Source organism: Nitratireductor sp. L15S-10, assembly GCF_045011005.1.
Taxonomy (GTDB): domain Bacteria; phylum Pseudomonadota; class Alphaproteobacteria; order Rhizobiales; family Rhizobiaceae; genus Nitratireductor.
The window spans coordinates 3172873-3198156 of the sequence record NZ_CP120674.1; the positions used below are offsets into that span (position 1 = coordinate 3172873).

Consider the following 25284-nt stretch of genomic DNA (forward strand, 5'->3'; position numbering starts at 1 on the left):
GTTCAAGCCGTCTCCACTGCCCGACGCGCGAAATGACAAGGGAGCACGATCGCATGTCCAAGACCCGCACCGAGACAGATACATTCGGCCCTCTGGAGGTTGCTGCAGACCGCTATTGGGGCGCGCAGACTCAACGGTCTCTGGGCAATTTCAAGATCGGCACGGAGAAGATGCCCGTTCCCCTGGTGCGGGCGCTCGGCATCGTCAAGCAGGCTGCCGCAGAGGCGAACCTGGAAATGGGCAAACTTGACCGGAAGATCGGCGAAGCAATGATCGAGGCGGCCAAGGAAGTTGTTGCCGGAAAGCTCGACGCTCATTTTCCGCTCTCCGTCTGGCAAACCGGTTCCGGCACCCAGTCCAACATGAACACCAATGAGGTGATCTCCAACCGGGCCATCGAGATCCTGGGTGGCGAAATGGGTTCCAAGAAGCCGGTCCACCCCAATGATCACGTCAATATGGGGCAATCCTCCAACGACACTTTCCCCACCGCCATGCATATCGCGGCCGGCCGCGAGGCGGCTGAAGAGCTTTTGCCGGCGCTGCAGTATCTGACCGAGGCGCTGGAAGAGAAAGCCCAGGCGTTTGACGGTATCGTCAAGATCGGCCGCACCCATACGCAGGATGCCACACCGCTCACGCTTGGCCAGGAGTTTTCGGGTTATGTGGCGGCCCTCAAACTGGGTGCCAGGCGCATCGAAGAGAGCCTGAACGACGTCTACGCGCTCGCACAGGGCGGCACTGCAGTCGGCACGGGCCTCAACGCACCGGTCGGGTTCGACAAGGCGTTCGCCGCAAAGGTCGCTACGATCACCGGCCTGCCCTTCCGCACCGCCGAAAACAAGTTCGAGGCGCTTGCCAGCCATGGTGCGCTGAACGCCTTCCACGGCATGCTGAATGCGCTTGCCGCCGATCTCTTCAAAATTGCCAACGACATCCGTTTTCTGGGCTCAGGCCCGCGTTCGGGCCTTGGCGAACTGAAGCTGCCGGAAAACGAGCCGGGCTCCTCTATCATGCCGGGCAAGGTCAACCCGACGCAGGCCGAAGCGCTGACCATGGTCGCCACCCAGGTGATGGGCAACCAGACGACCGTCAGCATCGCCGCCAGCCAGGGTCATTTCGAGCTCAACGTGTTCAAGCCGGTTGTCGCCAATGCCGTCCTGCAGTCGATCCGCATTCTGACCGATGCGATGCGCTCCTTCGCCGACAATTGCGTAAAGGGCATCGAGGCGGACGAGACCCGTATCGCCGACCTCATGCAGCGCTCGCTGATGCTGGTGACTGCGCTCGCACCGGCGATCGGCTATGACAACGCAGCAGCCATTGCCAAGGCGGCACACAAGAACGGCACCACGCTGCGTGAGGAAGCACTCAGGAGCGGTCTTGTCTCCGAAGAGGATTATGACCGGCTTGTGCGCCCGGAAAAAATGATCGCGCCGGCCTGACCGTTACATTTCAGAGCACCCAGCGGCCCGGAGAAGAAATTCCTTCAGGCCGCTGGATTTCGTTTATTGTCTCTTGTTTTGACGACACAGTGTAACCAATGGGGCAGTTTTTCTACACAATTCTCCGGGGTATATGCCTGACCGAAGAAAATCACTTCTCACAGGAAACCCAGCAATGTCCCAGAATGCACTCGTTCTCGTCGGCCGGATACTGATCGCGGTCATCTTCATCGTCTCCGGTTTCGGTAAGATCACCAATATCGGTGGCACCGCCGGCTATTTCGGCAGCATGGGCCTGCCCCTGCCGATCGTGACGGCCTGGATCGTCGCCCTCCTCGAGCTCGTTGGCGGCCTTGCCATCGTCGTCGGTTTTCAGACGCGCATCGCGGCAATTCTCCTCGCGCTTTTCAGCGTCGCTTCCGGTGTCATCGCTCATTTCGACTTTGCAGATCAGATGCAGAGCATCATGTTCATGAAGAACCTCTCTATGGCTGGCGGCCTTCTCGTGCTTGCTGCCTTTGGGCCCGGCGCTCTCTCGCTGGAACGGGCAAAAGCCTGACGCAAACCCTGCCCCTCCTGAAAGCCCGCTTTCGAGCGGGCTTTTTGTTGTCTGTGCCATTCACGGTTCGGTGATATCGATGCGACCGCGGCTCAAAAGGCGGTGAGGCAACGTATCTTTCGTTGCACGGACAGGTCGCAACACGCATGTACGGCCTGTTGCTGCACCAAAATGGATAAGCGGCGGCGGAGACCTTGAAAGATGACGATGATGCAGACAACCGGAAATGATCATCACGCGAATGCAAAGCCCTCGCCTGTGAAGCGCTTTCTTCCACTGTTGATCGTGTTCGCAGGCCTTGCCGGTGGTTACGGCCTCGGGCTGCATCAATATCTGTCGCTCGAGTTCCTTTCCGAAAGCCGCGGCTTTTTACGTGGCTTTGTCGTGCAAAACCCGTTGTTAGCGCCCCTCGGCTTTGCGGTTCTTTACGCCACGGCCGTCGCTTTCTCCTTTCCTGCCGCTTCCATACTGACGCTGTTTGCTGGCTTCCTCTTCGGATGGCTTCTCGGCGGCGCGCTTGTGGCGATTGCGGCCACCATCGGTGCCTCGGCGGTCTTTCTGGCGGCCCGCGGTGCACTTTCGGGTGTTTTGGCGCAGAAAATCGGCGGTCGCGTGTCGCGCATGGCGAAGGGGTTCGAGGAGGACGCCTTCAACTATCTCCTGGTGTTGAGGCTCGCCCCGGTGTTCCCGTTCTGGGTCGTCAACATCGCGCCGGCACTGTTCAATGTACCGTTGCGCACCTATGCAACGGCCACCTTTCTCGGCATTCTGCCAGGCACCTTCGCCTATGCCTATCTCGGCCACGGGCTGGACAGCGTGATTGTTGCCGCAGCCGAAGCCGGACGCGAGGTGACACTCGGCGATCTGGTAACGCCGCAACTCACCTTCGCCTTTGCCGCGCTGGCGCTGGTCGCCGCCATACCGGTGGCGGTGAAAAAACTGCGCCGGTCGCCTGACGCCTGATTGCCAACAACCAAGAGATTGCCTGAATGACCCTTCTCACTCCCGATATTTGCGTCATCGGAGCTGGCTCCGGCGGCCTGAGCGTCGCAGCCGCCGCAGCCGCCTTTGGTGTACCCGTTGTGCTTGTCGAGCGGGGCAAGATGGGCGGCGACTGCCTTAATTATGGCTGTGTGCCCTCCAAAGCGCTGATCGCCGCCGGCAAGCAGGCCCACCAGATGGAAAGCGGCGCGGCCTTCGGCATCGCCCCCACCGAGGCGGATGTCAACTTCCGCCAGGTGATGAAGCATGTGGAAGCGACCATCGCCGCGATAGCGCCCAACGATTCCGTTGAGCGGTTTACTGCACTGGGTGTGCAGGTGATCCAGGAAGAAGCTTCCTTCAAGGATCATCGCACGGTGATCGCCGGCAGTCACGAGATCCGCGCCCGTCGCTTCGTCATTGCTACAGGATCATCGCCGCTCGTTCCCCCCATAGCCGGCCTTGAGGATGTTCCATTCCTTACCAATGAGACGATTTTCTCCCAGACCCGCAGGCCCGCACATCTCATCATTGTCGGCGGTGGCCCCATCGGCATGGAGCTGGCGCAGGCGCACTGTCGCCTGGGCAGTGAGGTGACCGTTGTGGAAGCGCTGACCGCGCTGGGTAAAGACGACCCCGAACTGACCGCCATTGCACTGCAAAACATCCGCTCCGAAGGCGTTAACGTGCTCGAGCACACAAAGGTGACGCGGGTTGAGAAGCGTGGGCGCTCGGGCGTGCGCGTACACCTCGAAGATGCAGATGGAAACCACAGCATCGATGGCTCCCATCTTCTGATTGCCGCAGGCCGCACACCCAATATCGCGTCGCTGAAGCTTGACCGAGCCGGAATCGAGCACGACCGGCGTGGCATCAAGATTTCCAGCAAACTGCGCACCAGCAATCGCCGCGTCTACGCGATTGGCGACGTGGCGGGTGGGCTCCAGTTTACCCATGTAGCCGGCTATCACGCCGGACTGGTGATCCGCGCCCTGCTCTTTCGCCTCCCTGCCCGCGAGAATCGCGCCATCATCCCCTGGGCCACCTACACAGATCCCGAAATCGCTCATGTGGGACTGACCGAGAGCGAAGCACGCAAAAACCATCGCAATATCAGCGTTTTGCGCTGGCCCTATACCGAGAATGACCGCGCGCAGGCTGAACGCAAGACAGAGGGGCTGATCAAGCTCGCAACCGATCGCAAAGGCCGCATTCTCGGCGCGTCCATCGTGGGTGCCAATGCAGGCGAGATGATCAATTTCTGGGCGCTCGCGATCTCTCGAAAACTTGGTGTGCGTGATATCGCCGGATACGTGGCCCCCTACCCAACCATGACCGAGATTGGCAAACGGGCCGCGATCACGTATTTCACGGAAGCGACACGCAAGCCTCTGGTCCGCGCGGTAGTGCGGTTTCTGCGCCGTTTCGGCTAATTAATGCTTTGGGCTGCGTGAGAACAACAGCCGGAAGCGGCCCCGGAAAACGCTGAGCGATGGCAGAGAAAATAGCGGGCGACATCAGCGAACATCCGCATGAGACGGGCTCCGTTCCGCTCACGCGCGGGCTTTCGACCAAGCTTCTGGTGCTGACCGTGCTATTTGTAATGATCGCCGAAGTGCTGATTTTCATTCCTTCGGTGGCCAATTTCGGGATGCAGTGGATGCAACAGCGGCTGGAGAACGCAGCCGCCGTCAGCATCATTCTCATGGAAGGCGAGGATGAGGCCCTTGCGCCCGATATCCGTGACGAACTCCTTATGGCAACGGGGGTGAAGGCGATTGCCGTGCGCGATGCCGACGTTTCGCGGATTCTGGTCGTTACCGACATGCCCCCGGCGGTGGACGAGCACATCGACGTCGATGCAATAACGCCGCCTGACGCAATCGCCCAAACCTTCTCCACGCTGTTCTTCGGCGGTGATCGCGTTTTTCGCATCTTCGGAAAGGTGGGCGACACGGGCAAGATTTTTGAAATCCTGATACCCGATACGGATCTCAGGAATGCAATGCTGACCTATGCGCGTAATGTGGCGTTTCTCTCGCTGATCATTTCACTCTTCACCGCGACGCTGGTCTTTTATGCCATCAACCGGATCATGATCCGCCCCATTCGCGGCATGACGCAGTCCATGCTGTCCTTCGCCGCAGCGCCCGACGATCCGCGCCGAATCATTACGCCAGAGGTGCGTGGCGACGAGATCGGTGTGGCCGAGCGCGAACTCGCGCGCATGCAGACGGCCCTGCAGAAAACGCTGGGTGAGCAGAAACGCCTGGCCGATCTCGGGCTCGCCGTCTCCAAGATCAACCATGACATGCGCAACATGCTGGCTTCCGCGCATCTCATCTCCGACCGGTTGAGCACGATTGACGACCCGGCCGTGAAAACCCTCACACCTCGCCTGTTGCGCACCCTCGACCGCGCCGTGACCTATTCGGAGGGTGTCCTGAATTACGGCCGTACACAGGAGGCGCCGCCCAGTCGCCGCCGGTTGCGCCTGCATGCGCTGGTCGAAGAGGTGCGCAACGTTCTGCCTCTTGAAGCCGACAGCCAGATCGAATTTGCCAATGCGGTGGATCGGGACTTCGAGGTCAGCGCCGATTCTGAGCATCTCTTCCGCGTGCTTTCAAACCTGTGCAGAAATGCCGTGCAGGCAATGGCCGGCGACAACGACCCGTCCGTTGTCAAGCGTCTAACGGTCTCTGCCGAACGCTCGGATCGTGCCGCACGCATTTATGTGAGCGACACCGGGCCCGGCCTGCCGCAAAAGGCGCGTGAGAACCTGTTCGCTCCGTTTCGCGGCTCTGCCAAGAGTGGTGGAACAGGGCTTGGCCTGGCGATCGCCCAGGAACTTGTGAGAGCACATGGCGGCGCTTTGGAACTGGTGGAAAGCATTGGGGGGCATACGGTTTTCGCCATCAGCATCCCCGAAGCGCTCCCGCCGGTCTGAGGCATTGGCAGTGCGGCAGGACAGCCTGTGCAGATATCGAGAAAATTCCTTCAATAGCGCTTGCAATTCTGCGCCGCACTCGCTAGTTAACCGCGGTCGGCGGCAGCGATGACCGCTTCGACGGTCGCTCAGGCGACCACGCGCCCGTAGCTCAGCTGGATAGAGCACCAGACTACGAATCTGGGGGTCAGAGGTTCGAATCCTTTCGGGCGCGCCATTTAACTCTCTGAAATCTCTTTCAAATATCGGCCGGCAGCGGTTAGGCGCCGGCTTAAATCTGAAAATTAAGCCGGTGTTTAAGCCGGTAATGGCTGGCGTTCCGCCCATTCTGGCGCGGTCGTGGTGGGATTCGCTGGCATTTGCGGGGGAAAGCCTTCCCCCTGGCCGGCACTTCGTTGCCGGCGCACCCCCTTCTGCGGGGAGACCCCGCAACGCCCCCTTAGAGTGAGAGGCTGGCCGGGTTTGCCGTGACGGGCTGGGATCGGGAGAGAGGCTCCCGAGGCCCGTCGCGGAGTAATCCCGATGGCCAGACATGACCGCAGCGCTCGCGCCGGCTCGGACCGGACGAGCCTCTACGACGACATCACCGACAAGATCATCGCCGAGCTGGAGGCAGGCCGCGTGCCCTGGGTGCAGCCCTGGGGCACGCCGGAGGCCGGCGCGCTCCTCGGCCTGCCGAAGAACGCCGCCACAGGCCGCCGCTATTCCGGCATCAACATCCTCCTGCTCTGGGGCGCCGTGGTCGAGCGCGGCTTTCCCGGCCAGGGCTGGCTCACCTTCCGCCAGGCGCTTTCGCTCGGCGGCAATGTCCGCAAAGGCGAGCGCGGCACCACGGTCGTCTACGCCGACCGCTTCATCCCCGACGACGAGAAGAAGCGCGCGCAGGAGACCGGCGAGGAAGCCCACGCGATCCCGTTCCTGAAGCGCTTCACCGTGTTCAACACGGCGCAATGCGAGAACCTCCCCGAAGACGTCACCGTCGCCGCGCCACCCCCGCCGCCCGGCCAGATCGAGCCCACGGTCGAGGCGCTCATCAAGGCCACCGGCATCGACTTCCGCATTGGAGGCAACAAGGCGTTCTACGTTCCGGCCCTCGACTATGTGGTGGTGCCTCCCCCGGCCGCCTTCTTCGAGCCGATCAACTGGCACCGCACGGCCCTGCACGAGCTGTCGCACGCCAGCGGCCATCACTCGCGTCTCGCCCGCGATCTCGGCGGCTCCTTCGGCTCGAAGAAGTATTTCATCGAGGAATGCGTGGCCGAGCTTTCGAGCGCGTTTTGCTGCGCGGCGCTCGGCATCAAGCCCACGGTGCGGCACGCCGACTACATCGGCGCGTGGATCGACACGATGCGCGAGGACAACCGCGCGATCTTCCGCGCCGCGTCGCAGGCCAGCAAGGCGGCCGACTGGCTGCTCTCTTTCCTCCCGGCCGATCAGCAACCCGACGCCGATGCCGTCTCCTCGATCGACAGGAAGGCCGCATGATGACCTACGCGCAATTGCGCACGGCGCTCACCCGCATGGAGGAGAGCCTGGCGCAGACCCGGCACAACCTCGCCCTTGTCGAGCGCCGGCTTTGCGACGGCGCGGAGGCCGAGACCATCAGGCGGCGTCCGAAGTCGCGCTGGTATCACCGCAGCATGAGCCGCTGGACCGGCGCGGACGAGGCCGAATACCGACGCATTCTCGACCGCATGACCGAAGCCGCGCAGGCCGAGCTTGAACGGCTTCGGCGCAAGGCCGAGCGGCAGAACGGCGCGATCGAGGCGCTACGCTGCAAGTACCGCTTCAACGACGAGCGGCCCCGTCAGTTCGCGTTGTGACCGTCCGGGCCGATGGCTGCGCTGGCTTGTGCCGGCGCAGCCGAGAGGAAGAGAGGGGCCGGGGTTTCCGTGACGGGTTGGAAGTGGAGAGAGAGGCTCTCCGCGCCCGTCGTGGAGATACCACGATGGCAAGAGCTGCCAGGAAGAAGTCCGCCGCCCCGATGATCGTCTTCTCGCAGGCGCGCGATATACCGTTCAACCGGATCAGGCTCTCGGACAGCAATGTCCGCGAGGTCGACGTCGAAGCCGGCCTGGACGAACTCACCTTCGACATCGAGCGCCGCGAGGATCTCGTGCAGGGCCTCAATGTCCGCGCCATCCTCGATGCGGACGGCAACGAGACCGGCGATTTCGAGACGCCGGCGGGCGGCCGCCGCTACAGGTCGATCGCCCGGCTCGTCAAGGCGGGGCGTTTCCCCGAGGACGGTCTGATCCCCTGCATCGTCAAGAAGGCCGATCCCAGGACGTCGGCCGTGGACGACTCGCTGGCCGAGAACACGTTCCGGCTGGCGCTGCACCCACTCGATCAGTTCCGGGCCTTCAAGCGCATGGTCGACGGCGGCATGTCCAATGCGGAGGTCGCCACCGCCTACTTCACCACCGAGCGCTATGTCGAGCAGCGCCTTGCGCTTGCCGAGGTCTCGCCGAAGCTGCTGGAGGTCTATGCCGAAAACGGCATGACGCTGGCGCTGCTGGAGACCTTCACCGCCAATCCCGATCACGTTCGGCAGGAGCAGGTCTGGGATGCGGTGAGGCAGTCGCACTACCGCGAGCCCTGGCACGTTCGCAAGATGCTGACCGAGACCAGCGTTCCGGCCTCCGACAAGCGCGCGCTGTTCGTCGGCATCGACGCCTATGTCGCGGCGGGCGGCCCCGTGCTGCCCCGCTACCTGTTCGACGAGGAGGATAGCGGCTGGCTCGACGACGTGCCGCTGCTCGACAGGCTGGTGGCCGACAAGCTCAGGACCGTCGCCGACGAGGTGGCCGCCGAGGGCTGGAAGTGGATCACCGTCAGCCTCGACCTTCCCCTCGGCCACGAACGCGGCCTTCGCCCGCTCGCCGGCACCTTGCCCGAACTCACGCGCAAGGAGCGCAAGCAGCGCGACACGCTGCGCGACGAGTACGACGCGCTGATGGCCGAGCATGACGGCTGCGACGAGCTGCCCGACGAGACCCATCAGCGGCTCACGGAGATCGAGATGGCGCTGGACGCCTTCGAGTGCCGCCCGGCTGTATACGATCCGGCCGAGATCGCCATCGCCGGCGTCTTCATCTCGGTCGACTCCGATGGCGACCTCGTCGTCGATCGCGGCTATGTGCGGCCCGAGGACGAGCCGGCCGCCACGGTCGACGGCGATGCGCCGGAGGCCGAAGGTGCCGACACGGATGGCGACGGCTCCGAGGGGCCGCGCGTCATGCGAACCGTCATCACCATCGGCGGCGAGCCGTCCGAACCGGAGGAGGACGAGGAAGACGTCATCCGCCCGCTGTCGGAACGGCTGGTGGCCGAGCTGACCGCGCATCGCACGCTCGCCCTGCGCGACGCGCTGGGCTCCAACCCGCAGGTCGCGCTCACGGCGCTGCTGCATAAGCTGGTGCGCGACACGTTCGGGCGCTCCACCACCGGAGCTGCGGTCGGGGCCTCCGTCCGCGAGGTCTATTTCCGCGAACAGGGACCGGACCTCAAGGACAGCCCCTATGCGAAGTCCGTCAAGGACCGGCACGACGGCTGGAAGTTCGACCTTCCGTCCGACGACGACGCGCTCTGGGACTGGCTCGCTGCGCTCGACGAGGCCAGCCGCCTGGCGCTGCTCGCCCATTGCGTCAGCTTCGGCGTCAACGCGCTTTACGAGCGGCCGAACCCGATCAGCGCAAGCGGTATCTCGCAGCACGGTCTCGACCTTCGCATGGCGGAGGCGGATCGGCTCGCCCGCACCACGGGCCTCGACATGATCGAGGCGGGCTTCCGGCCCACGGTCGACAACTATCTCGGCCGCGTTCCGAAGACCCGCATCCTCGAAGCCGTTCGCGAAGGCGCAGGCGATCGCGCGGCCGACCTGATCGCCCATCTGAAGAAGGGCGACATGGCGGAGGAAGCCGAGCGGCTCCTGGCCGACACCGGCTGGCTGCCCGAGCCGCTGCGCCCGCTCGACGCCGAGCCGGAGCTTGACGCCGGCACGGAGGGCGACAGCGAGGCGCTGCCCGCCTTCCTCGCTGATGACGAGGACGAAGCGGCGGCCGGCACCGGCGACGGCGATCCCGAGCACCTGGTCGCCGCCGAATAGTCGCGGAGCGGCTTCGGCCGCTCCGTTCCTTCCTTCACTCCCGGCCCGGCCATGCGCCGGGCCGTTCTCGTTTTCAGGAGATCACGATGGCGATTCCCGACCATGCTCGCACCAACTTCAACACGCTGCTTAGAGCCGCCGGCGACGGCAATCTCGCTCTGATGGAGTGCCAGGATGCCGCGACCGGCGACCTGCGCTACGTCATCTGCGCTGTCGGCCGTGACGGCGGCGATTACGTCTTCACGCCGTTCGGCCATCTGGCCGATGGCGATCCCTACGACGCCTACCTTCCGCCGGACCCGGACGATCCGTCCGGCTTCCTGCCGCGCGATGAAGGAGGCAGGTGATGTTGCAGTCGCACTATCCCGATCTCGGCGTCAGCCCGCTCGATACCGAACGAGCCGTGGTCCGGGCGGCAGCAAAATATCTGCCGCCCGAAGTGCGCGCCGACCCGTGCCGGCGGCTGCTCCGCAGGATGTTCTACTGCGCCATGCTCCGGCGCCATGCGGAGATCCAGCGCGCCTTCATGCGAGCCCGCCACTGACACGGCTCCCGCCCTTCCTTCCAACCCTGCCCGGCCTCGCGCCGGGCTTTTTCGATTCAGGAGGCATCCATGCCCACCTTCACCATCGAGACCGCGCATGACGTGCCGGTCCACCGTCTTCGCAGCTACGAGGCCGATACCGTCGACAAGGCGTGCCGGCTGGCGGTGGAAGATGAGGATTGGTCGCTCCGCAAGATTTCCCACGACACCCCCGGCGAAACCTTCGTCAGCGGCATCTGGGAAGGAACCGGCGCTCCACACTCGGCGCGCAGCCTGCCGGTTCCCTCGCAATATGGCGACACCATGCGCCGGAAGGCCCGGCATTTCGAGGTGCTGCTCGGCCTTCTCAAGATGTTCGCCGCCGCCGATCCGGCAGCGCCCGAACTCGCGCTCTGGCGGCGACGTGCGGTGTCGGCGATCTCCAAGGCCGAAGCCATCATGGCCGCCGCCCGCGATCCCGAGGGGAGCGAGCGCGATGCCTGAGATCGTCCGCACCGCGTCCCTGGTTCCCGACGATCGCCGCGAGGGCTTCCTGCCGGCTCTGTTCGGCATGCCGCTCCTCATCATCGCGGAGAACACGGTCTACAGCTTCATGGACCGGCTCAGCCCGCACGACTATGGCGGGGGATTCTGGGACTTCTACGAATACCGTGGCAAGCCGCTCTTCCTCGCCCCGACGTCGAGGCCGCGTCTTCGGATCGAAGGCGAGATCACCGGATTTCGCGGCGAGGTCTCGGCGGATGCTGCCGGAATCCTGGCGACGCTTCTCGCGCTCTCGCATCTTTCCATCCGGTACGAATCGGAGCTGCTGGCGCAGCGCTACTATCGGCTTCGGGTCTATTCGCTCCGACATCCGGAGGCATCGGAGATTTCCCAGGTCCTCGACTGAAAATTACGGCGTCCTGCCTTTCGGCGGGGCGCCTTTCTCCATGTCGGCCATGCCTGCGGCCTGAGAGGGAGAGGAAGACCGGGACGGGTTCGAGCCGGTGCGGTCGAGAGAGAGCGCTGCGCGGCTCGTCCCGTTCCCGCTCTCCTTAAGGCTCCCCGATGAACATGATGCCCGCTACCGTAGCCGCGAACGCGGACGCGCCGATCCCGCTCGCCTCCGAGCCCGACACCGCCGCCGCCATCCTCGCGGCCGCGCAGCTCCTTCTCCCTCATCTGGAACGCGGCCAGCGCATCGACGCTCCGGTCCTGCGCCGCGCGATGGAAACCGCCTTCGGCGGCTCCGACGCGTCGGGCGCCTGGAACTGGAAGACCGCCTACGAAGCCTGCGAGGCGGCCACGGTTCTGTTCCTGCGCCGGTTCGGCAAGGCGCTGCTCCGCAAGGGTGGCTCCCCGGCGGCGAGCCTGCCGCTGCTGGGACGCATCGCGGCGCTGATGCCGACCCACACGCGCCGCTCAGAAGAGGCGCAGTCCTTCCAGCAGTTCTCGACCCCGATCCCGCTCGGCCTGGTCGCGGCCACCGCGGCCGCGATCACGCCGGCCGACCGCGTGCTGGAGCCCTCGGCCGGCACCGGCCTGCTCGCCATCCTGGCCGAGATCGCCGGGGGCACGCTCGTCCTCAACGAGCTGGCCGAGACCCGCGCCTCGCTCCTTTCCTCTCTCTTTCCGGCCCTGTCCGTCACGCGCTTCGACGCGGCCCAGATCGACGACCACCTCGACCTGGCCGTGACGCCGACCGTGGTGCTGATGAACCCGCCATTCTCCGTCATGGCGCATGTCGAAACACGGATGGCGGACGCGGCATTCCGCCATGTCGCCTCGGCGCTGGCGCGGCTCGCTCCCGGCGGCCGCCTCGTCACGATCACCGGCGCCAACTTCGCACCCGACGCTCCCGAATGGGCTTCCGCCTATGCCCGTCTGCAGGAGCGCGGCCGCGTCGTGTTCACGGCCGCCGTCGACGGTGCCGTCTATGCCAAGCATGGCACGACGTTCCCGACGCGGCTGACCGTCATCGACAAGCCGCCGGCCGACGATCCCGCCGTCTTTCCGGCGTCGCCCGGCATCGCGCCCGACGCGGAGTCGCTGATGGGCTGGGTTGCCGAGCATGTGCCGGCCCGCCTGCCGGTCGATCCAGCCGTCGCGGTTCCGGTCGCCGCCACGCCTGCGCCCCGCACCGTGCGCGGCTATCTCGCCCGCGCCGCGAAGGCCGCGCCGAGAAAGCCGCTGGCCGAGCCGGAGGGCGTCGACCTCAGCTACGAGACCATCTACCGCCAGGATGCCGGGACCGCCAGCATCACCGATTCCATCTATGAGGAATACGCGCTCCAGTCGATCCGCATCCCCGGCGCACAGCCTCATCCGACCAAGCTGGTGCAGTCGGCGGCGATGGCGTCCGTTGCGCCGCCGAAGCCGAGCTATCGGCCGCGCCTGCCGGGCAATATCCACGATCTCCTCTCGGACGCCCAGCTCGAAACCCTGATCTATGCCGGCGAGGCGCACTCCGACCATCTCGCCGGATCGTGGACGGTCGATGAGACCTTCGACGTCGTGAAGGCCGCCCCGGACGACGCGACGGGCGCGGTCCGCTTCCGGCGCGGCTTCATGATCGGCGACGGCACCGGCGTCGGCAAGGGCCGCGAATCCGCGAGCATCATCCTCGACAACTGGATGAGAGGCCGCCGCAAGGCGCTGTGGATCTCGAAGTCGGACAAGCTGCTGGAAGACGCGCAGCGGGATTGGTCGGCGCTCGGCATGGAGCGCCTGCTGATTACGCCGCAGTCGCGCTTCCCGCAGGGCAAGCCGATTACGTTGCCCGAAGGCATCCTCTTCACTACCTACGCCACCTTGAGGACCGAGGAGCGCGGCGAGAAGGCGTCCCGCGTCCAGCAGATCGTGGACTGGCTCGGCGCCGACTGGGATGGCGTCGTCATCTTCGACGAATGCCATGCGCTTCAGAACGCGGTCGGCAGCAAGGGTGAGCGCGGCGATGCCGCCCCGTCGCAGCAGGGCCGTGCCGGGCTTCGCCTCCAGCATGCGCTTCCCGATGCCCGTATCGTCTACGTCTCGGCGACCGGCGCCACCACGGTCCACAATCTCGCCTACGCCCAGCGGCTCGGCCTGTGGGGCGGCGATGACTTCCCGTTCTCGACGCGGGCCGAGTTCGTCGAGGCGATCGAGGCCGGCGGCGTCGCGGCGATGGAGGTGATGGCGCGCGATCTGCGCGCACTCGGCCTCTACACCGCCCGCTCGCTCTCCTTCGACGGCGTGGAATACGAGCTGGTCGAGCACGAGCTGACGCCCGAGCAGACCCGCATCTACGACGCCTATGCTGCGGCGTTCGCCATCATCCACAACAACCTCGACGCCGCCATGCAGGCCGCCAACATCACCGGCGGCAGCGAGGGCGGTTCCGGCACGCTGAACAAGCAGGCGAAGTCGGCCGCGCGCTCCGCCTTCGAGAGCGCCAAGCAGCGCTTCTTCGGCCATCTGCTCACCAGCATGAAGACGCCCACCCTGATCCGCTCGATCGAGCGGGATCTGGAGGCGGGCCATGCCGCCGTCGTGCAGATCGTCTCGACCGGCGAGGCGCTGATGGAGCGCAGGCTGGCCGAGCTACCCACGGAGGAATGGAACGACGTCCGCGTCGACATCACGCCGAGGGAATATGTCCTCGACTACCTTCGCCACTCCTTCCCGGTGCAGCTCTACGAGCCGTTCACCGACTCGGAGGGGAGGCTGTCGTCGCGGCCGGTCACGCGCGACGGCCAGCCGGTCGAAAGCCGCGAGGCCGTCGCGCGCCGCGATGCCCTGATCGAGAAGCTCGCCAGCCTTCCCCCGGTCCCCGGCGCGCTCGACCAGATCGTCCAGCGCTTCGGCACCGACATGGTGGCCGAAGTCACCGGCCGCTCGCGGCGCATCGTCCGCAGGACCGGCAACGGCGGCCATGATCGCCTTGTCGTCGAGACGCGCGCCGGCTCCGCCAACCTGGCCGAGACCGCCGCCTTCATGGACGACCAGAAGCGTGTGCTGGTGTTCAGCGACGCAGGCGGCACCGGCAGGTCGTATCACGCCGAGCTGTCGGCCAGGAACACGCGCCTGCGCGTCCACTACCTGCTCGAACCCGGCTGGAAGGCCGACGCCGCCATCCAGGGGCTCGGCCGCACGCACCGGACCAACCAGGCGCAGCCGCCGCTGTTCCGGCCGATCGCCACCAACGTCAAGGCCGAGAAGCGGTTTCTCTCGACCATCGCGCGCCGGCTCGACACGCTGGGCGCGATCACGCGCGGCCAGAGGCAGACGGGCGGTCAGGGCCTGTTTCGTCCGGAGGACAATCTGGAATCGCACTATGCCCGCGATGCGCTGCGCCAACTCTACATGCTGATCGTGCGCGGCAAGGTCGAAGGCTGCTCGCTGGAGCGCTTCGAGGCGTCGACCGGCCTGAAGCTGACGGACTCGACCGGCATCAAGGACGAGCTGCCGGGCATCTCGACCTTCCTCAACCGCCTCTTGGCGCTCACCATCGACATGCAGGGCATCATCTTCACCGCCTTCGAGGGATTGCTGAACGCACGGATCGAAGGCGCCATTGCGTCCGGCAGCTACGATGCCGGCCTGGAGACGCTGAGCGCGGAGAGCTTCGTCGTCACCGGCCGGGAGACCATCTACACGCACCCCGGCACCGGTGCCGAGACCCGGCTGCTCGCCATCTCAGAGCGCAGGCGCAACCGGCCGGTCACGCTCGATGCGGCGCTCGACCATCTCCTTGACCCGCGCGCCAAGCTGCTGGTCAACGAGCGCTCCGGCCGCGCCGCGGTGCAGGTCCATGCCCCGGCCGTCATGACCGACGATGGCGATGTCCAGTATCGCGTCCGCCTGATCCGGCCGATGGAGGCGCACACCATACCCTTCGGGGCGATGGTTGGAAGCCATTGGGTCGAGGCGGACCACGACGCCTTCGCGTCGGTCTGGAATGCCGAGGTGGCCGAGGTGCCGGAGTTCTCGGACTCCACGATCCACATCGTCACCGGCCTGCTGCTGCCGATCTGGCGGCGCCTGCCCAACGAGTCCTCGCGCGTCTACCGGCTTCAGACCGATGACGGCGAGCGGATCATCGGCCGCAGGGTCTCGCCCGCATGGGCGGCGAACGCCGTGATCACCGGATCGGTCTCGCTGTCGGCCGAGGACGCATTCGCGGCGCTCATGGAGGGAAGGACCATCATCGACCTCGACGATGGGCTCCAGCTTCGCCGCGTCCGCGTCATGGGCGCCTACCGCATCGAGCTGTCCGGCTTCACCGACACGATGCGCGAACGCTTGTCCGCCTATGGCTTGTTCCACGAGATCATCTCGTGGAAACTGCGCATGTTCGTTCCCACGGACGCGAGCGGGGTCGCGGTGCTGGCGAGGCTGCTCGACCGATGGTCGGTCGAGCGCATCAGCGAACGGGAGGCTGCGTGATGCCCCGTCTCGACGCTTCGGAACTTGCCCGCCGTCTCGGTCTCCATGCCGAGGCGGCCTGCCGCCACTATCTGTCCAATGGAAGGCGCGAGGGCAATTACTGGCTGGTCGGGGACGCACGCAATCTGCCCGGCCGATCCATGTATGTCCGGCTGCGCAGCTCGGCCAAGGGACCAGCCGGCCACTGGACCGATGCCGCCACCGGCGAGCATGGCGACATGCTCGATATTGTCCGCGAAAGCCTTGGGCTCATCGACTTCAAGGACATTGCCGACGAAGCCCGGCGCTTCCTCAACGAGCCCCATCCGGAGCCCGGCACCGGCACGCTCGCCGGCGAGCCGGGCCGCCGCGCGGCAGGCTCCCCCGAAGCGGCACGGCGTCTGGTCGGCATGTCGCGACCGATCCGTGGCACGCTCGCGCAGACCTATCTGCGCGGGCGCGGCATCACGGACCTGTCCGGCATCACCAGCCTGTGGTTCCATCCGCGCTGCTATTACCGCCCCGACGAGCGCAGCCCCAGAAAGTCCTTGCCGGCGTTGATCGCCGCCGTCACCGACCTCGACGGCCGGCTGACCGGGGCACACCGCACCTGGCTCAAAGCGGACGGTTCGGGCAAGGCCGACGTCGACACGCCGAGGCGGGCGATGGGCGACCTGCTCGGACACGGCATCCGCTTCGGCGTGGCGGACGATGTGCTTGCGGCCGGCGAAGGCATCGAGACGGTGCTGTCGCCCCGCATGGTGCTGCCCGGCATGCCGATGATCGCCGCGACCTCGGCCGCCCATCTCGCGGCCATCCTGTTCCCGGCGACGCTGCGGCGGCTCTATGTCCTGCGCGACCGCGATCAAGCCGGCGACGGCGCGCGGGATCGGCTGGTCGAGCGTGCGACGAGCGCCGGGATCGAGGCCGTGGTGCTGTCGCCGCGCCTCGAGGACTTCAACGAGGATCTGCGCCTTCACGGCTCCGAAGCCCTGCGGGCGCTGATCCAGCCCCAACTCGTCCATGAGGACGCCACCCGCTTCATGGCGGTGGCGGCGTAGCAGATCGGTGATGGAGCGGGTGGCGGCACCGCTGTCCCCGGTTCGCTTCCGCGCGGGCTCCACCGATCGTCGGTGGGGACCGCAACCCGGCCTTCCGAGAGGGCGATCGAGCCCACAAACGGCCCGGACAGGCAATGGCGGCGGCCGACGATTTTCCGCCGGCGGGCAAGCCCGCCTTTGCATCGCGAAACAGAATCGTCTGCCTTGGCCATCAAGGCCCTCGCGAGCGAGGACTGCCAGTCCGGCCCGCCCGTGGGCTTCCGACGCCATGAAGGCCGCGAGGGTCGCGGTCGGACCGACGAAGGAGACCACGCAGATGAGAAGCGAACAGGACGACGGTTTCGAGCCGCAGCACGCTTCATCCCCCACCGACCGCCTGCTCACCGAACTTCAGCTCTATGGCTGGCGTCCCTTCGAGGACGAGCCCGATCCGAGGCCGCTGCCCGAGGGCAACATGGTGGCCGGAGCCGTCGCAGACATCTTTGACGCCCTCATCGCTACCCTTGGCGACACAAGGCTCGAACCCGATCTCGACGATCTGCTCTGGTCGACCGTCAATCTCTTCCACCGCACGGTCCAGCGGATCGAGCGGGCGCTGGACGATAACGAGCAGGCGCAGCGCCGCCTTCAGCGGGAACAGGACGGCACCGAGATCAAGGCCGTCGAACTGGAGCGCCTCACGGCCGAGGGCCAGACCATGATCGAGCGGCGCGACGCCTTCGAGCTGATGCGCGACCAGGCTGCCGAGCACTACGAGCGCCGCACCGGATCAGGCTGGCGGCCGCGTTCCGGCTCGATGGTCAACCATCGCAACCTGACCTCGGCGCTGGTCGACAGCCGCGACTTCCTCGCCGCACGCCGCAGGGTGGACGCCGAGGTGCTGGTCCCGGCCGGGCCGAGGATCGCGGTCTCCGGCGCCAGCACCTTCAACGACCACGATCTCATCTGGAACGTGCTCGACAAGGTTCACGCCAAGTATCCGCAGATGGTCCTCCTGCATGGCGGCGCCAGGACCGGCACCGACCTGATCGCCGATAGATGGGCGGCGAACCGTAAGGTGCCGACCGTTCCGTTCCCGCCCGACTTCGCCAAGTATCCGGCGAAGCAGGCGCCCTTCAAGCGCAACGACGCCGTGCTCGAAACGCTTCCCATCGGCGTCATCGTGTTTCCCGGCGGCGGCATCCAGGGCAACCTTGCCGACAAGGCGAGGAAGCTCGGCATCAACGTCTACGATTTCCGCGATCGAGGCGGCGCTTAGGCGCCGCCGCTCAGGCGGTCTCGGCCGCCTGAGCTTGACGATCGCCAGCAAAAGGGGTCAAATCCGTGCATCCTCGTAGCACCGGCACAGAAGCAAAGTCGCAGGCGGAGCGTATCGTCAGACAGCCTGTCGTGATCCTTAAACCGATCATCCGGAGGCTTCCATGACCCTCATCCTGCTCGCCGTCTCGCTGTCGATCGCGCTCTGCGTGATCGCCTTCAACTTCGCGATCTACGCGCTGCCCTTCATGGTCGGGCTTGCCGCATTCCGCTACGTCTCTGCGACCGATGCGAGCGTCGCCATGTCCCTTATCGCTGCGCTTGGCGCGGCCGGGCTTTCCGTGGTGGTCGCCGCTGCCGTCCTCGCCTTCGTGCAGGCACCCCTCCTGCGTCTTCCCGTCCTCGTGCTGTTCGCCGCGCCCGCCGCCCTGGCAGGCTATACGGTGGTGCATGGCGTTGCGCACAACGTCATCGAGTCGATGGTCGCGCTCAATCTTCTATGCGGCACCGGCGGCCTGATCGTCGGTATCGCCGCGCTGCTGAACATCAGCGCCCACGCCGCCGCCCTATCGCCGCGCTGAACCCAAAGCCTTACGCTGTCGCGAGGCCGTCGTGCGAGTGTCGCAAACAGGCGGCTTTCTGCGACGCTGCAAACGTCGGACGCGAAACTGTCGCAGGTTTCGGGATTTTCGCGACGGCAGTTTGCACAGCCTTATTGTGGGGTGGCCGCAGCGGCCCGGCTTCCTGACGCCAATATCTTCGCGGCGATCGGTGATGTAATCATCTGAATCACGGCAAAAAAGGCGGCAGGCACGGCGATTTCCGTGGGCAGGCCGGATGCAGCTACAAACGCGGCGGCGATGCTGAATTCTTTTTGCTCACCGTAAACAGGTAGGCGATCAGCTCTTGCCGGTCGGCCACAAAGACCTTGGCGATGGACCCGACCGCATAGCCGATCAGATTCAGCGTGAGGGCAGCGAGCGCGATCACGATCGCGAACCAGCCATAGCCGAGGATTGTTTCGGCGTTCGGGCCGATGACCGCGAGCAGCAAAAGCAGGTAGATCACCGAGCCGATGGACGGATAGAGGCCATCGTGACGGCCGACCGATTGCGGGTAGCGCGTTCGCAGGTAAACCCCGATCACGGTCGGCACCACCACGATAAGCAGCAGCTCTATGATGACCGCTGCGATGGGAACTTGCAGCTCGATCCCGGTCAGCAGCAGGAACAGCAACGGCACGATGAACGGCGAAAAGAGCGTGTTGACTGCGTTGAGAACGGCCGCAAGGGCGACGTTGCCCCGCGCCAGCAGGACCAGCAGCGGCGCGGAAACGTCTGTCGGCAACGTGCCGACGAGCGTTTGACCGGCCGCCAGCGGCCCGGAGCCGAAGAACAGGCGTCCCGTGAGCCACCCCGCGAGCGACATAGGACCATAGACAAGGCAGACTGCCCAAATCTGCCGGCTTGGTTTCTGGAAAACCAGTTTCACCGCATGGGCGTCGAATGTCAGGCTGATGACGAGCATCAATAGTGCCAGAAGCGGGCTTATGCCGCCTTCAAGGACGATCCCGAGCGAAGGCACCAGCAGACCAAGCGCGGCCGTCGCGACGGCCAGCAGCAGGAGATTGTTTTCAACGAAAGCGAGGATTCTTTGCATGGCCGTTCCTATTCGCAGCGGATCGAGCCGGTTGGTCGGCCCTCGCATTTCGCGAACAGGGCAATAGCTTTGTCGCAGTATTCACAGTGGCCTTGGCAGCAGTCGTGCATGAGGAAGGCGACGAGATCGGAGAGCGCGGGCCAGTTGGCGCTGTAGATGATCGACTTGCCATCACGCCGCCTTTGCACGAGTCCGGCGTGTTCCAGTTCCTTCAGGTGAAAGGAGACGCGGGACGGCTGGGCGTCATCGAGCGCACTGGCGATAGCGCCAGCGGCCATTCCATCAGCGCCGACCACCACCAACATGCGGATGATGCGTAAGCGGTCCTCGTGAGAGAGTGCGGCAAAGCCCTTGAGCGCATCTTGTTCGTTCATATCTATTCAACATTTCATGTATTATTGAATCGAACATTTATAGGTGGCTGGCGCACGCGTCAATGTCGCGGTAATCCTGAATTTCGTCACAAAACGCCCGCCGCTGAATCTTCAGGGGAAAGTCGGGCGCAAAAGTCGGGCGCAAAAAATCGAAATTGCGTGACAGACTTTTGCGACACTCTGCGGGCCGGATTGAGGATGGCGGCCGCTCCGATGGAGGCGGCCGCCGGGAACAACTGTCGAGAGGGCTGGTCGTCCCTCTCGGACTCTACGATGAAGGAAGGGCAACGCCCCTCCTTCAAGCATCCTCCCGTGGGAAGGAGGGACGGTTCCCTCCACCTCCTTCCCAAACCCATCCTCATCTCCCTGGCATTCGGCAGAATCGCGCATGCCGCGATCGGCCGCTTCCATGACGACGGGCCTCGACGGCACCTCCACCAGCTCTGCGAACCTCGCTCATGACGGGCTCGCCGCCGGTATCCGCTCCGTCTCCGCATCACGGTCTCCGCATCTGGCCGCCACGGGACGCCCCGATCAGCATGATCGCGTACGTGATGCTCTCGACGTTCTGGCTGTCGGCCACCGTGGCGTGGTTACGGCATCGAGCCGGAGCCGTGCTTCATCCCTTCAGGCGCGCACGATCCGTCGCCGTGGCCTCCGAAATGGAGACGGCGCCAATTCGCTGGGATGCCGGCGCCAGCGTTCTCCCTCATCTGCCATCCGAGGTCGGCATCTGCGTGAGACAGGCGCGGTGATCGCGGTGTTTCCTGAGAAGGCGCGGGTTCGAGGCCGCGACCGATGGCCGGGCCGGCAAGGAGGAAGGTTCTGCGGCTTCTCCGTGATGTGTTCGCGGAAGGACATGCCCTCCGACCGACTGATCCCCTACGGCCGAGCGGTTTCCGCCCTCAACCCCCGCGGCTCCGAACCGTGTTGGCGCGAAGCGCCTGCCCGCCCCACTCCGGGCCTTAAGGGTTGCTGTCGGCTCCCGGCGACCGTGGCCGGGTCTCGTCGGAGGGACGGTCCCTCCGATTGAAGCAACGGAGAACTACCATGCAGAACATCGTCATTCTCGCCGGCAACATCGGTCAGGACCCCGAGGGCCGCACCACCATCAACAACACCCGCATCGTCCACTTCACCCTGGCCACCTCGCGCCCCCGCTACGCGGAAGGCAAGGTTCTGCGGGACAAGGACGGCTATCGGGTCCAGGAGACCGAATGGCACCGTATCACCTGCTTCAACGGCCTCGGCAAGACGGTCGAGCAGCATTGCCAGAAGGGCATGAAGGTGCTGGTCCGGGGCCGCATCCACTACACGAAGTGGACCGACAGGGAAGGCGTCGAGCGCTACAGCACGGAGATCATCGCCGAGACGGTGGACTTCCTGAGCTGGCCGAAGCGGGAGGACGACAGCCGTGGCGCCAACGATCCCGACGACGAGATCCCGTTCTGAAAGGAGGTGTCGAGAGCCCGGCGGCGAAAGCCGCCGGGCCTTCCTCACGTTCGCGGCCGGCGCTCCCTGAAGCGGAACCCTCTCAAGGCCAGCGCGGCATGGTCGCTGCGAATGACGCGACTAGAAGGAAGTCGCGATCATCCGCGCGGCAGCGACCAGCAACAGAGCCGCCAGCACCAGCCGCAATGCACCCGGCTTCAAATATCTCGCGCCCAGCCACGATCCGACAAGCCCGCCGATGGCGACACAGGCCAGCCATATCGGCAACTGCGCCGGCAGCGACGGCATCGTCGCCCATGCCCCAAGCAGGGCTGCCGACGAGTTCAGGAGGTTGAAGACCGCCGATATGGCGGCCGCCTTCCGCGTTTCCGTCCAGCGCAGCGCAAGCACCACCGGGGCGAGGAAGATGCCGCCGCCCACGCCCGTCACCCCGGAGACCAGGCCGATCGCGCCTCCCACTATCAGCGACGGCAGGAACGGGGGAACGACAGGCGCTTGCTCGTCGAGCGTGGAAGCGTCCTTCACCGAACGGAGCATCAGTGCCCCCGCAATGAGCAGCAATATGCCAACCACCGGCATATAGACGGACGCGGGCAGATGCAGCGCCCCGCCCAACAGTGAGAACGGAGCGCCGAGCACGGCGAACGGGTAGACGGTCCTCCACGTCAGCATGCCGGCGCGATGGAAGCGATAGCACCCGATCGCCGAAACCAGCACGTTGAGCGCAAGCGCGGTCGGCTTGATCGTTGCCGGATCGAAGCCGGCCAGACCCATCACGGCGACATAGCCGGTGCCGCCGGCCTGTCCCACGGCCGAGTAGAAGAGCGCCACGACGGCTAACGCTATGGCAAACAGAACGTCGATCATGCGCGCGCTGTAGCACCCCATGGCGGACGCCCGAAAGCAAACTGATCCCAACTCTGATGTTCATCATGCGCTTGGTGATCCGATTTCATTGCAGCAACCGCACCGATCACGGCGCGACAGCGGATACAGACGGAACAGCCGGGCGGCTTCGGCAATATCCGCGCGGAACGGCACAGCGCGGCTCCGACCGCGAAAGAAGCCACCCCTCTCTTGGAGGCTGACCTTGGTTCCAGTCGCGGCCTTCCACGATCAACCCCAAGGGGTCGGACTATGCATAGCATGCCGCCGCCGGAGGCTTCGCCCCGGCGGTGATCGCGGCCGCGGCCGAAACGCATCGGGCGCCTGTCGAGCGGGGATGGCCCCGCTCCAGATCAGGAGCCGCAGCAATGTCACTTCCAGACGCGCAAGCCTTCGCCTTCAGCCTCGCCGCCACCCTGCTGGTCACGATCGTCATCTTCCGCGCCGGCGACGGCACGGTCGGCGCCATGCCCGCCGCCGAATATGACGGCGACGACGACGCCATCATCCGCGAAATCGACCCGTTCGCCCCTTGAGGGCGAACGTCAGGGTTTCGACACGCGGATCAGCTCGCAGGGATCGACGTCGAGCGCGTCCGCCACCTTTCCGAGAATGCTCACGCTCGCCGAAACCTTGCCGCGTTCGATCGAGCCGATATAGCGAGCGCTTAGCCCGGAGCGCTCGGCCACTTCTTCCTGCGTCATATCCTTGTCATGGCGCAGCCGACGCATGTTGATCGCCATCACCTCTTTGAGGTCCATGACGCATCCGAAACAGAACCGGAATTATCGTTCTAGGAACGATCGTTCCGATTCGGTATGTTCAACCACATGCGCGGAGATCAAATGCGTCGCAGCCCGCCGACTTTCTGTCGAATCGCGGAATGGAAGCATTCCCAGAATCTTCGATGCCAGTCGCGGAACTTCTATTGCACCTCGAAGTGATGACGTATTTGTGAACTACACGCGCGAGGAAGTAAGGACACGACGATGAGCAAATCCCCCTTCAAGGACAGCCCTCCGCTGACCGACAGGGTGAATGCCTATGATGAAGCTCACGTTGCAACCTATCTACGCCTGCTCGACGCTGCCAAGGGAGGTGCCGACTGGCGAGAGGTCGCCAAGATCGTGTTCGGGCTCGACGTAGACGCCGATCCCGAACGCGCGAAGCAGATGCACGACAGCCATCTCGCCCGCGCACGCTGGATGACGGAGAAAGGATACAAGCACCTGCTGCAACCGCGCATGCAATGACCCTAAGCCGGTCGCTGCATCCTTTATGATTCCGCAACCCTGGATTGCTCGCGCAGATCGAGATTCGTATTCTGATTTTGCGACTTCCCGATCTTCCGACCGCCCCAATACTCGAATCATCCCGATGGCAACGACCGGGCGGGGAGGATTCTACATGGAGCCGCTGCACGACTGGCGATCACCGCAGTTTGAGGAACATCTGGGCCGTCTCGACCGAGGCGGCATTTCGTTCGAGTTTCTTCGTCGCAACCGTGAATACCGGCAGGACTATGCCGGCACGCTGGAAAGGGTCGCCTCTGGCGGCGCGGACACGGAGGACGCGATAGCGCGCCTGTCCCGCCGCTGGGGGCTGGCCTTTCCCGGCGGACCCTTCTGCATCGGCGTTGACCGCTCGACCCGTCTGGCTACCCCGAATCTTCCCTGCCGTGCTCATTGTCATGGCTGTCCCCGAAGGCTTTGCAGCTTCTTCGCTTCCTGATCCTCGCACCTTGCCGGTGCTGGGCGAGCTGGCCGGCGACGGCCTGCACGCCCTTGCCGAAGACCAGGCCGGGGATCACAGGCTCTGGCTCCGGTATGGCGACAAGCCTTCCCGCGCAGGCATCTTCCTTCCGCTCGACGAGCATTTCTGGTGGCGTCACCGAAATGCGGCCCGCCTGAAGCGGCGCCTCGACGGAAATCGGTCCGGTCCGTGGCCGCGCCAGCAACAGCTTTCCGCATTCCAGATTCGTCGGGCCGCCCTGATGCTGCGGGCATCGGACGGCGTGGAATCCGGTGCCTCTCGCCGCATCGTCGCCGCCGTCCTGCTCAACCGGACCGTCGAGACGATGCGTGCCGTCGACTGGCAGAACGCGCCGGAGCGCCGACGGCTCGCGCGCATCCTCGCGGCCGCGCGCCGCCAGATCGAAAGTGGCTATCTCCGCTGGCTCACCCCGCAGGGATCGCGCGACCGCCGCGAACGCGGTCGAGACTGACTCGCCAGCAGGCCGGCGCGAAGGGGGGACACTTCTCCTAAGACCCCCCGATTTTTGTCACTCCGTTGGGCCGCTGATTTTTCGCCATCGTCTCATCTGACTCGCCGTTCTCACGGCGGCCGCGACGGAGGTCGATCATGGACACCATCACCGACAGTAGTTGGCCGCGCTTCGTGCGGACCCCGGAGGCGGCGCGCCTCCTCGACCTGTCTCCCCGCACGCTGGAAAAGCACCGCTGCGACGGGACCGGGCCGATCTACCACAAGCTCGGCGGCCGTGTGGTCTACGCCGTCGCGGACCTGCAAGCCTGGATCGACGCGAGCGCTCGCCAATCGACCTCCGAGCCGGCGACGCCGAGCCCTCCCGCTCCTCGGGACTCGGGCGCGACCGACACGCCCCGATGACC

At 65.2% G+C, this 25284-nt stretch carries 27 protein-coding genes and 1 tRNA gene; 24 read left to right on the plus strand and 4 right to left on the minus strand.

The features are described from left to right. The first annotated feature begins 53 nt into the window (after window positions 1-53). From fumC to P2W41_RS15285, 17 genes are all read left to right on the plus strand, one after another. A complete protein-coding gene (gene fumC, locus P2W41_RS15205; protein WP_404933605.1) occupies window positions 54-1445 on the plus strand; it encodes a class II fumarate hydratase in 1392 nt (463 codons plus the stop codon). Between the two features lie 175 nt (window positions 1446-1620). Beyond that, window positions 1621-2004 (plus strand): DoxX family protein, encoded by a 384-nt coding sequence (locus P2W41_RS15210; protein ID WP_292899266.1) that lies wholly within the window; start codon window positions 1621-1623, stop codon window positions 2002-2004. 201 nt (window positions 2005-2205) lie between these two features. After that, window positions 2206-2967 carry a TVP38/TMEM64 family protein gene (locus P2W41_RS15215; protein WP_404933606.1) on the plus strand — a complete coding sequence of 254 codons (762 nt, stop codon included), beginning with the start codon at window positions 2206-2208 and terminating at the stop codon, window positions 2965-2967. A gap of 26 nt (window positions 2968-2993) precedes the next feature. Further along, complete coding sequence (locus P2W41_RS15220) at window positions 2994-4418, plus strand: dihydrolipoyl dehydrogenase family protein (RefSeq protein WP_404933607.1); 1425 nt, start codon at window positions 2994-2996, stop codon at window positions 4416-4418. 59 nt (window positions 4419-4477) lie between these two features. Next, entirely contained in the window at window positions 4478-5932 is a 1455-nt protein-coding gene (locus P2W41_RS15225) for an ATP-binding protein (protein ID WP_404933608.1), read from the plus strand. Between the two features lie 140 nt (window positions 5933-6072). Further along, window positions 6073-6149 (plus strand) — tRNA-Arg (locus tag P2W41_RS15230). A gap of 305 nt (window positions 6150-6454) precedes the next feature. Further along, complete coding sequence (locus tag P2W41_RS15235) at window positions 6455-7417, plus strand: ArdC family protein (RefSeq protein ID WP_404933609.1); 963 nt, start codon at window positions 6455-6457, stop codon at window positions 7415-7417. Then, complete coding sequence (locus P2W41_RS15240; RefSeq protein WP_404933610.1) at window positions 7414-7755, plus strand: hypothetical protein; 342 nt, start codon at window positions 7414-7416, stop codon at window positions 7753-7755. The genes P2W41_RS15235 and P2W41_RS15240 overlap by 4 nt, the downstream gene beginning before the upstream one ends. A gap of 125 nt (window positions 7756-7880) precedes the next feature. Next, window positions 7881-10040, plus strand: coding sequence for a chromosome partitioning protein ParB (locus P2W41_RS15245; RefSeq protein WP_404933611.1), 2160 nt, complete (start codon window positions 7881-7883; stop codon window positions 10038-10040). An 86-nt stretch (window positions 10041-10126) separates the two neighbouring features. Further along, window positions 10127-10387 (plus strand): DUF6117 family protein, encoded by a 261-nt coding sequence (locus P2W41_RS15250; RefSeq protein WP_404933612.1) that lies wholly within the window; start codon window positions 10127-10129, stop codon window positions 10385-10387. Further along, complete coding sequence (locus tag P2W41_RS15255) at window positions 10387-10584, plus strand: hypothetical protein (protein ID WP_404933613.1); 198 nt, start codon at window positions 10387-10389, stop codon at window positions 10582-10584. The genes P2W41_RS15250 and P2W41_RS15255 overlap by 1 nt, the downstream gene beginning before the upstream one ends. A gap of 69 nt (window positions 10585-10653) precedes the next feature. Further along, the gene (locus tag P2W41_RS15260) at window positions 10654-11067 is read left to right on the plus strand and encodes a hypothetical protein (RefSeq protein ID WP_404933614.1); all 414 of its coding nucleotides are present in this window, start codon (window positions 10654-10656) and stop codon (window positions 11065-11067) included. Continuing rightward, window positions 11060-11473 carry an antirestriction protein gene (locus tag P2W41_RS15265; protein WP_404933615.1) on the plus strand — a complete coding sequence of 138 codons (414 nt, stop codon included), beginning with the start codon at window positions 11060-11062 and terminating at the stop codon, window positions 11471-11473. Before P2W41_RS15260 ends, P2W41_RS15265 begins: the two co-directional genes overlap by 8 nt. Before the next feature lie 158 nt (window positions 11474-11631). Next, entirely contained in the window at window positions 11632-15987 is a 4356-nt protein-coding gene (locus P2W41_RS15270; protein ID WP_404933616.1) for a strawberry notch-like NTP hydrolase domain-containing protein, read from the plus strand. Next, window positions 15987-17027, plus strand: a complete 1041-nt coding sequence (locus P2W41_RS15275; protein ID WP_404933617.1) for a toprim domain-containing protein — start codon at window positions 15987-15989, stop codon at window positions 17025-17027. Before P2W41_RS15270 ends, P2W41_RS15275 begins: the two co-directional genes overlap by 1 nt. Before the next feature lie 316 nt (window positions 17028-17343). Next, on the plus strand, window positions 17344-18285 hold the full coding sequence (locus P2W41_RS15280) for a DUF2493 domain-containing protein (RefSeq protein ID WP_404933618.1): 942 nt from the start codon (window positions 17344-17346) through the stop codon (window positions 18283-18285). Window positions 18286-18448: 163 nt separating this feature from the next. After that, window positions 18449-18865, plus strand: coding sequence for a hypothetical protein (locus tag P2W41_RS15285; RefSeq protein WP_404933619.1), 417 nt, complete (start codon window positions 18449-18451; stop codon window positions 18863-18865). 262 nt (window positions 18866-19127) lie between these two features. On the opposite strand, the gene P2W41_RS15290 is transcribed toward P2W41_RS15285, so the two are convergent. Next, window positions 19128-19943, minus strand: coding sequence for a bile acid:sodium symporter family protein (locus P2W41_RS15290; RefSeq protein WP_404933620.1), 816 nt, complete (start codon window positions 19941-19943; stop codon window positions 19128-19130). An 8-nt stretch (window positions 19944-19951) separates the two neighbouring features. Then, window positions 19952-20317, minus strand: a complete 366-nt coding sequence (locus P2W41_RS15295; protein WP_404933621.1) for an ArsR/SmtB family transcription factor — start codon at window positions 20315-20317, stop codon at window positions 19952-19954. A gap of 388 nt (window positions 20318-20705) precedes the next feature. Here P2W41_RS15295 and P2W41_RS15300 point away from each other — a divergent pair, with 388 nt between their 5' ends. Beyond that, window positions 20706-21350 (plus strand): hypothetical protein, encoded by a 645-nt coding sequence (locus tag P2W41_RS15300; RefSeq protein WP_404933622.1) that lies wholly within the window; start codon window positions 20706-20708, stop codon window positions 21348-21350. A gap of 17 nt (window positions 21351-21367) precedes the next feature. After that, window positions 21368-21769 carry a single-stranded DNA-binding protein gene (locus P2W41_RS15305; protein ID WP_126006724.1) on the plus strand — a complete coding sequence of 134 codons (402 nt, stop codon included), beginning with the start codon at window positions 21368-21370 and terminating at the stop codon, window positions 21767-21769. A gap of 120 nt (window positions 21770-21889) precedes the next feature. On the opposite strand, the gene P2W41_RS15310 is transcribed toward P2W41_RS15305, so the two are convergent. Beyond that, complete coding sequence (locus tag P2W41_RS15310; protein WP_404933623.1) at window positions 21890-22657, minus strand: sulfite exporter TauE/SafE family protein; 768 nt, start codon at window positions 22655-22657, stop codon at window positions 21890-21892. 365 nt (window positions 22658-23022) lie between these two features. Here P2W41_RS15310 and P2W41_RS15315 point away from each other — a divergent pair, with 365 nt between their 5' ends. Continuing rightward, window positions 23023-23190 carry a hypothetical protein gene (locus tag P2W41_RS15315; protein WP_404933624.1) on the plus strand — a complete coding sequence of 56 codons (168 nt, stop codon included), beginning with the start codon at window positions 23023-23025 and terminating at the stop codon, window positions 23188-23190. Between the two features lie 9 nt (window positions 23191-23199). Here the strand turns inward: P2W41_RS15315 and P2W41_RS15320 are convergent, their stop codons facing one another. Continuing rightward, window positions 23200-23415: a helix-turn-helix domain-containing protein gene (locus tag P2W41_RS15320; protein WP_173187370.1), complete on the minus strand. Its 216-nt coding sequence runs from the start codon at window positions 23413-23415 to the stop codon at window positions 23200-23202. Window positions 23416-23643: 228 nt separating this feature from the next. On the opposite strand from P2W41_RS15320, the gene P2W41_RS15325 reads away from it, so the two are divergent. The 4 genes from P2W41_RS15325 to P2W41_RS15340 all read left to right on the plus strand — a co-directional run bounded on the left by P2W41_RS15325 (window position 23644) and on the right by P2W41_RS15340 (window position 25282). Then, window positions 23644-23907 (plus strand): DNA -binding domain-containing protein, encoded by a 264-nt coding sequence (locus tag P2W41_RS15325; RefSeq protein WP_404933625.1) that lies wholly within the window; start codon window positions 23644-23646, stop codon window positions 23905-23907. A 124-nt stretch (window positions 23908-24031) separates the two neighbouring features. Beyond that, window positions 24032-24385, plus strand: coding sequence for a transcriptional regulator domain-containing protein (locus P2W41_RS15330; RefSeq protein ID WP_404933626.1), 354 nt, complete (start codon window positions 24032-24034; stop codon window positions 24383-24385). Beyond that, on the plus strand, window positions 24345-24878 hold the full coding sequence (locus P2W41_RS15335) for a DUF2285 domain-containing protein (RefSeq protein ID WP_404933627.1): 534 nt from the start codon (window positions 24345-24347) through the stop codon (window positions 24876-24878). The genes P2W41_RS15330 and P2W41_RS15335 overlap by 41 nt, the downstream gene beginning before the upstream one ends. Before the next feature lie 137 nt (window positions 24879-25015). Beyond that, window positions 25016-25282 carry a helix-turn-helix transcriptional regulator gene (locus P2W41_RS15340; RefSeq protein WP_404933628.1) on the plus strand — a complete coding sequence of 89 codons (267 nt, stop codon included), beginning with the start codon at window positions 25016-25018 and terminating at the stop codon, window positions 25280-25282. Window positions 25283-25284: the final 2 nt, after the last annotated feature.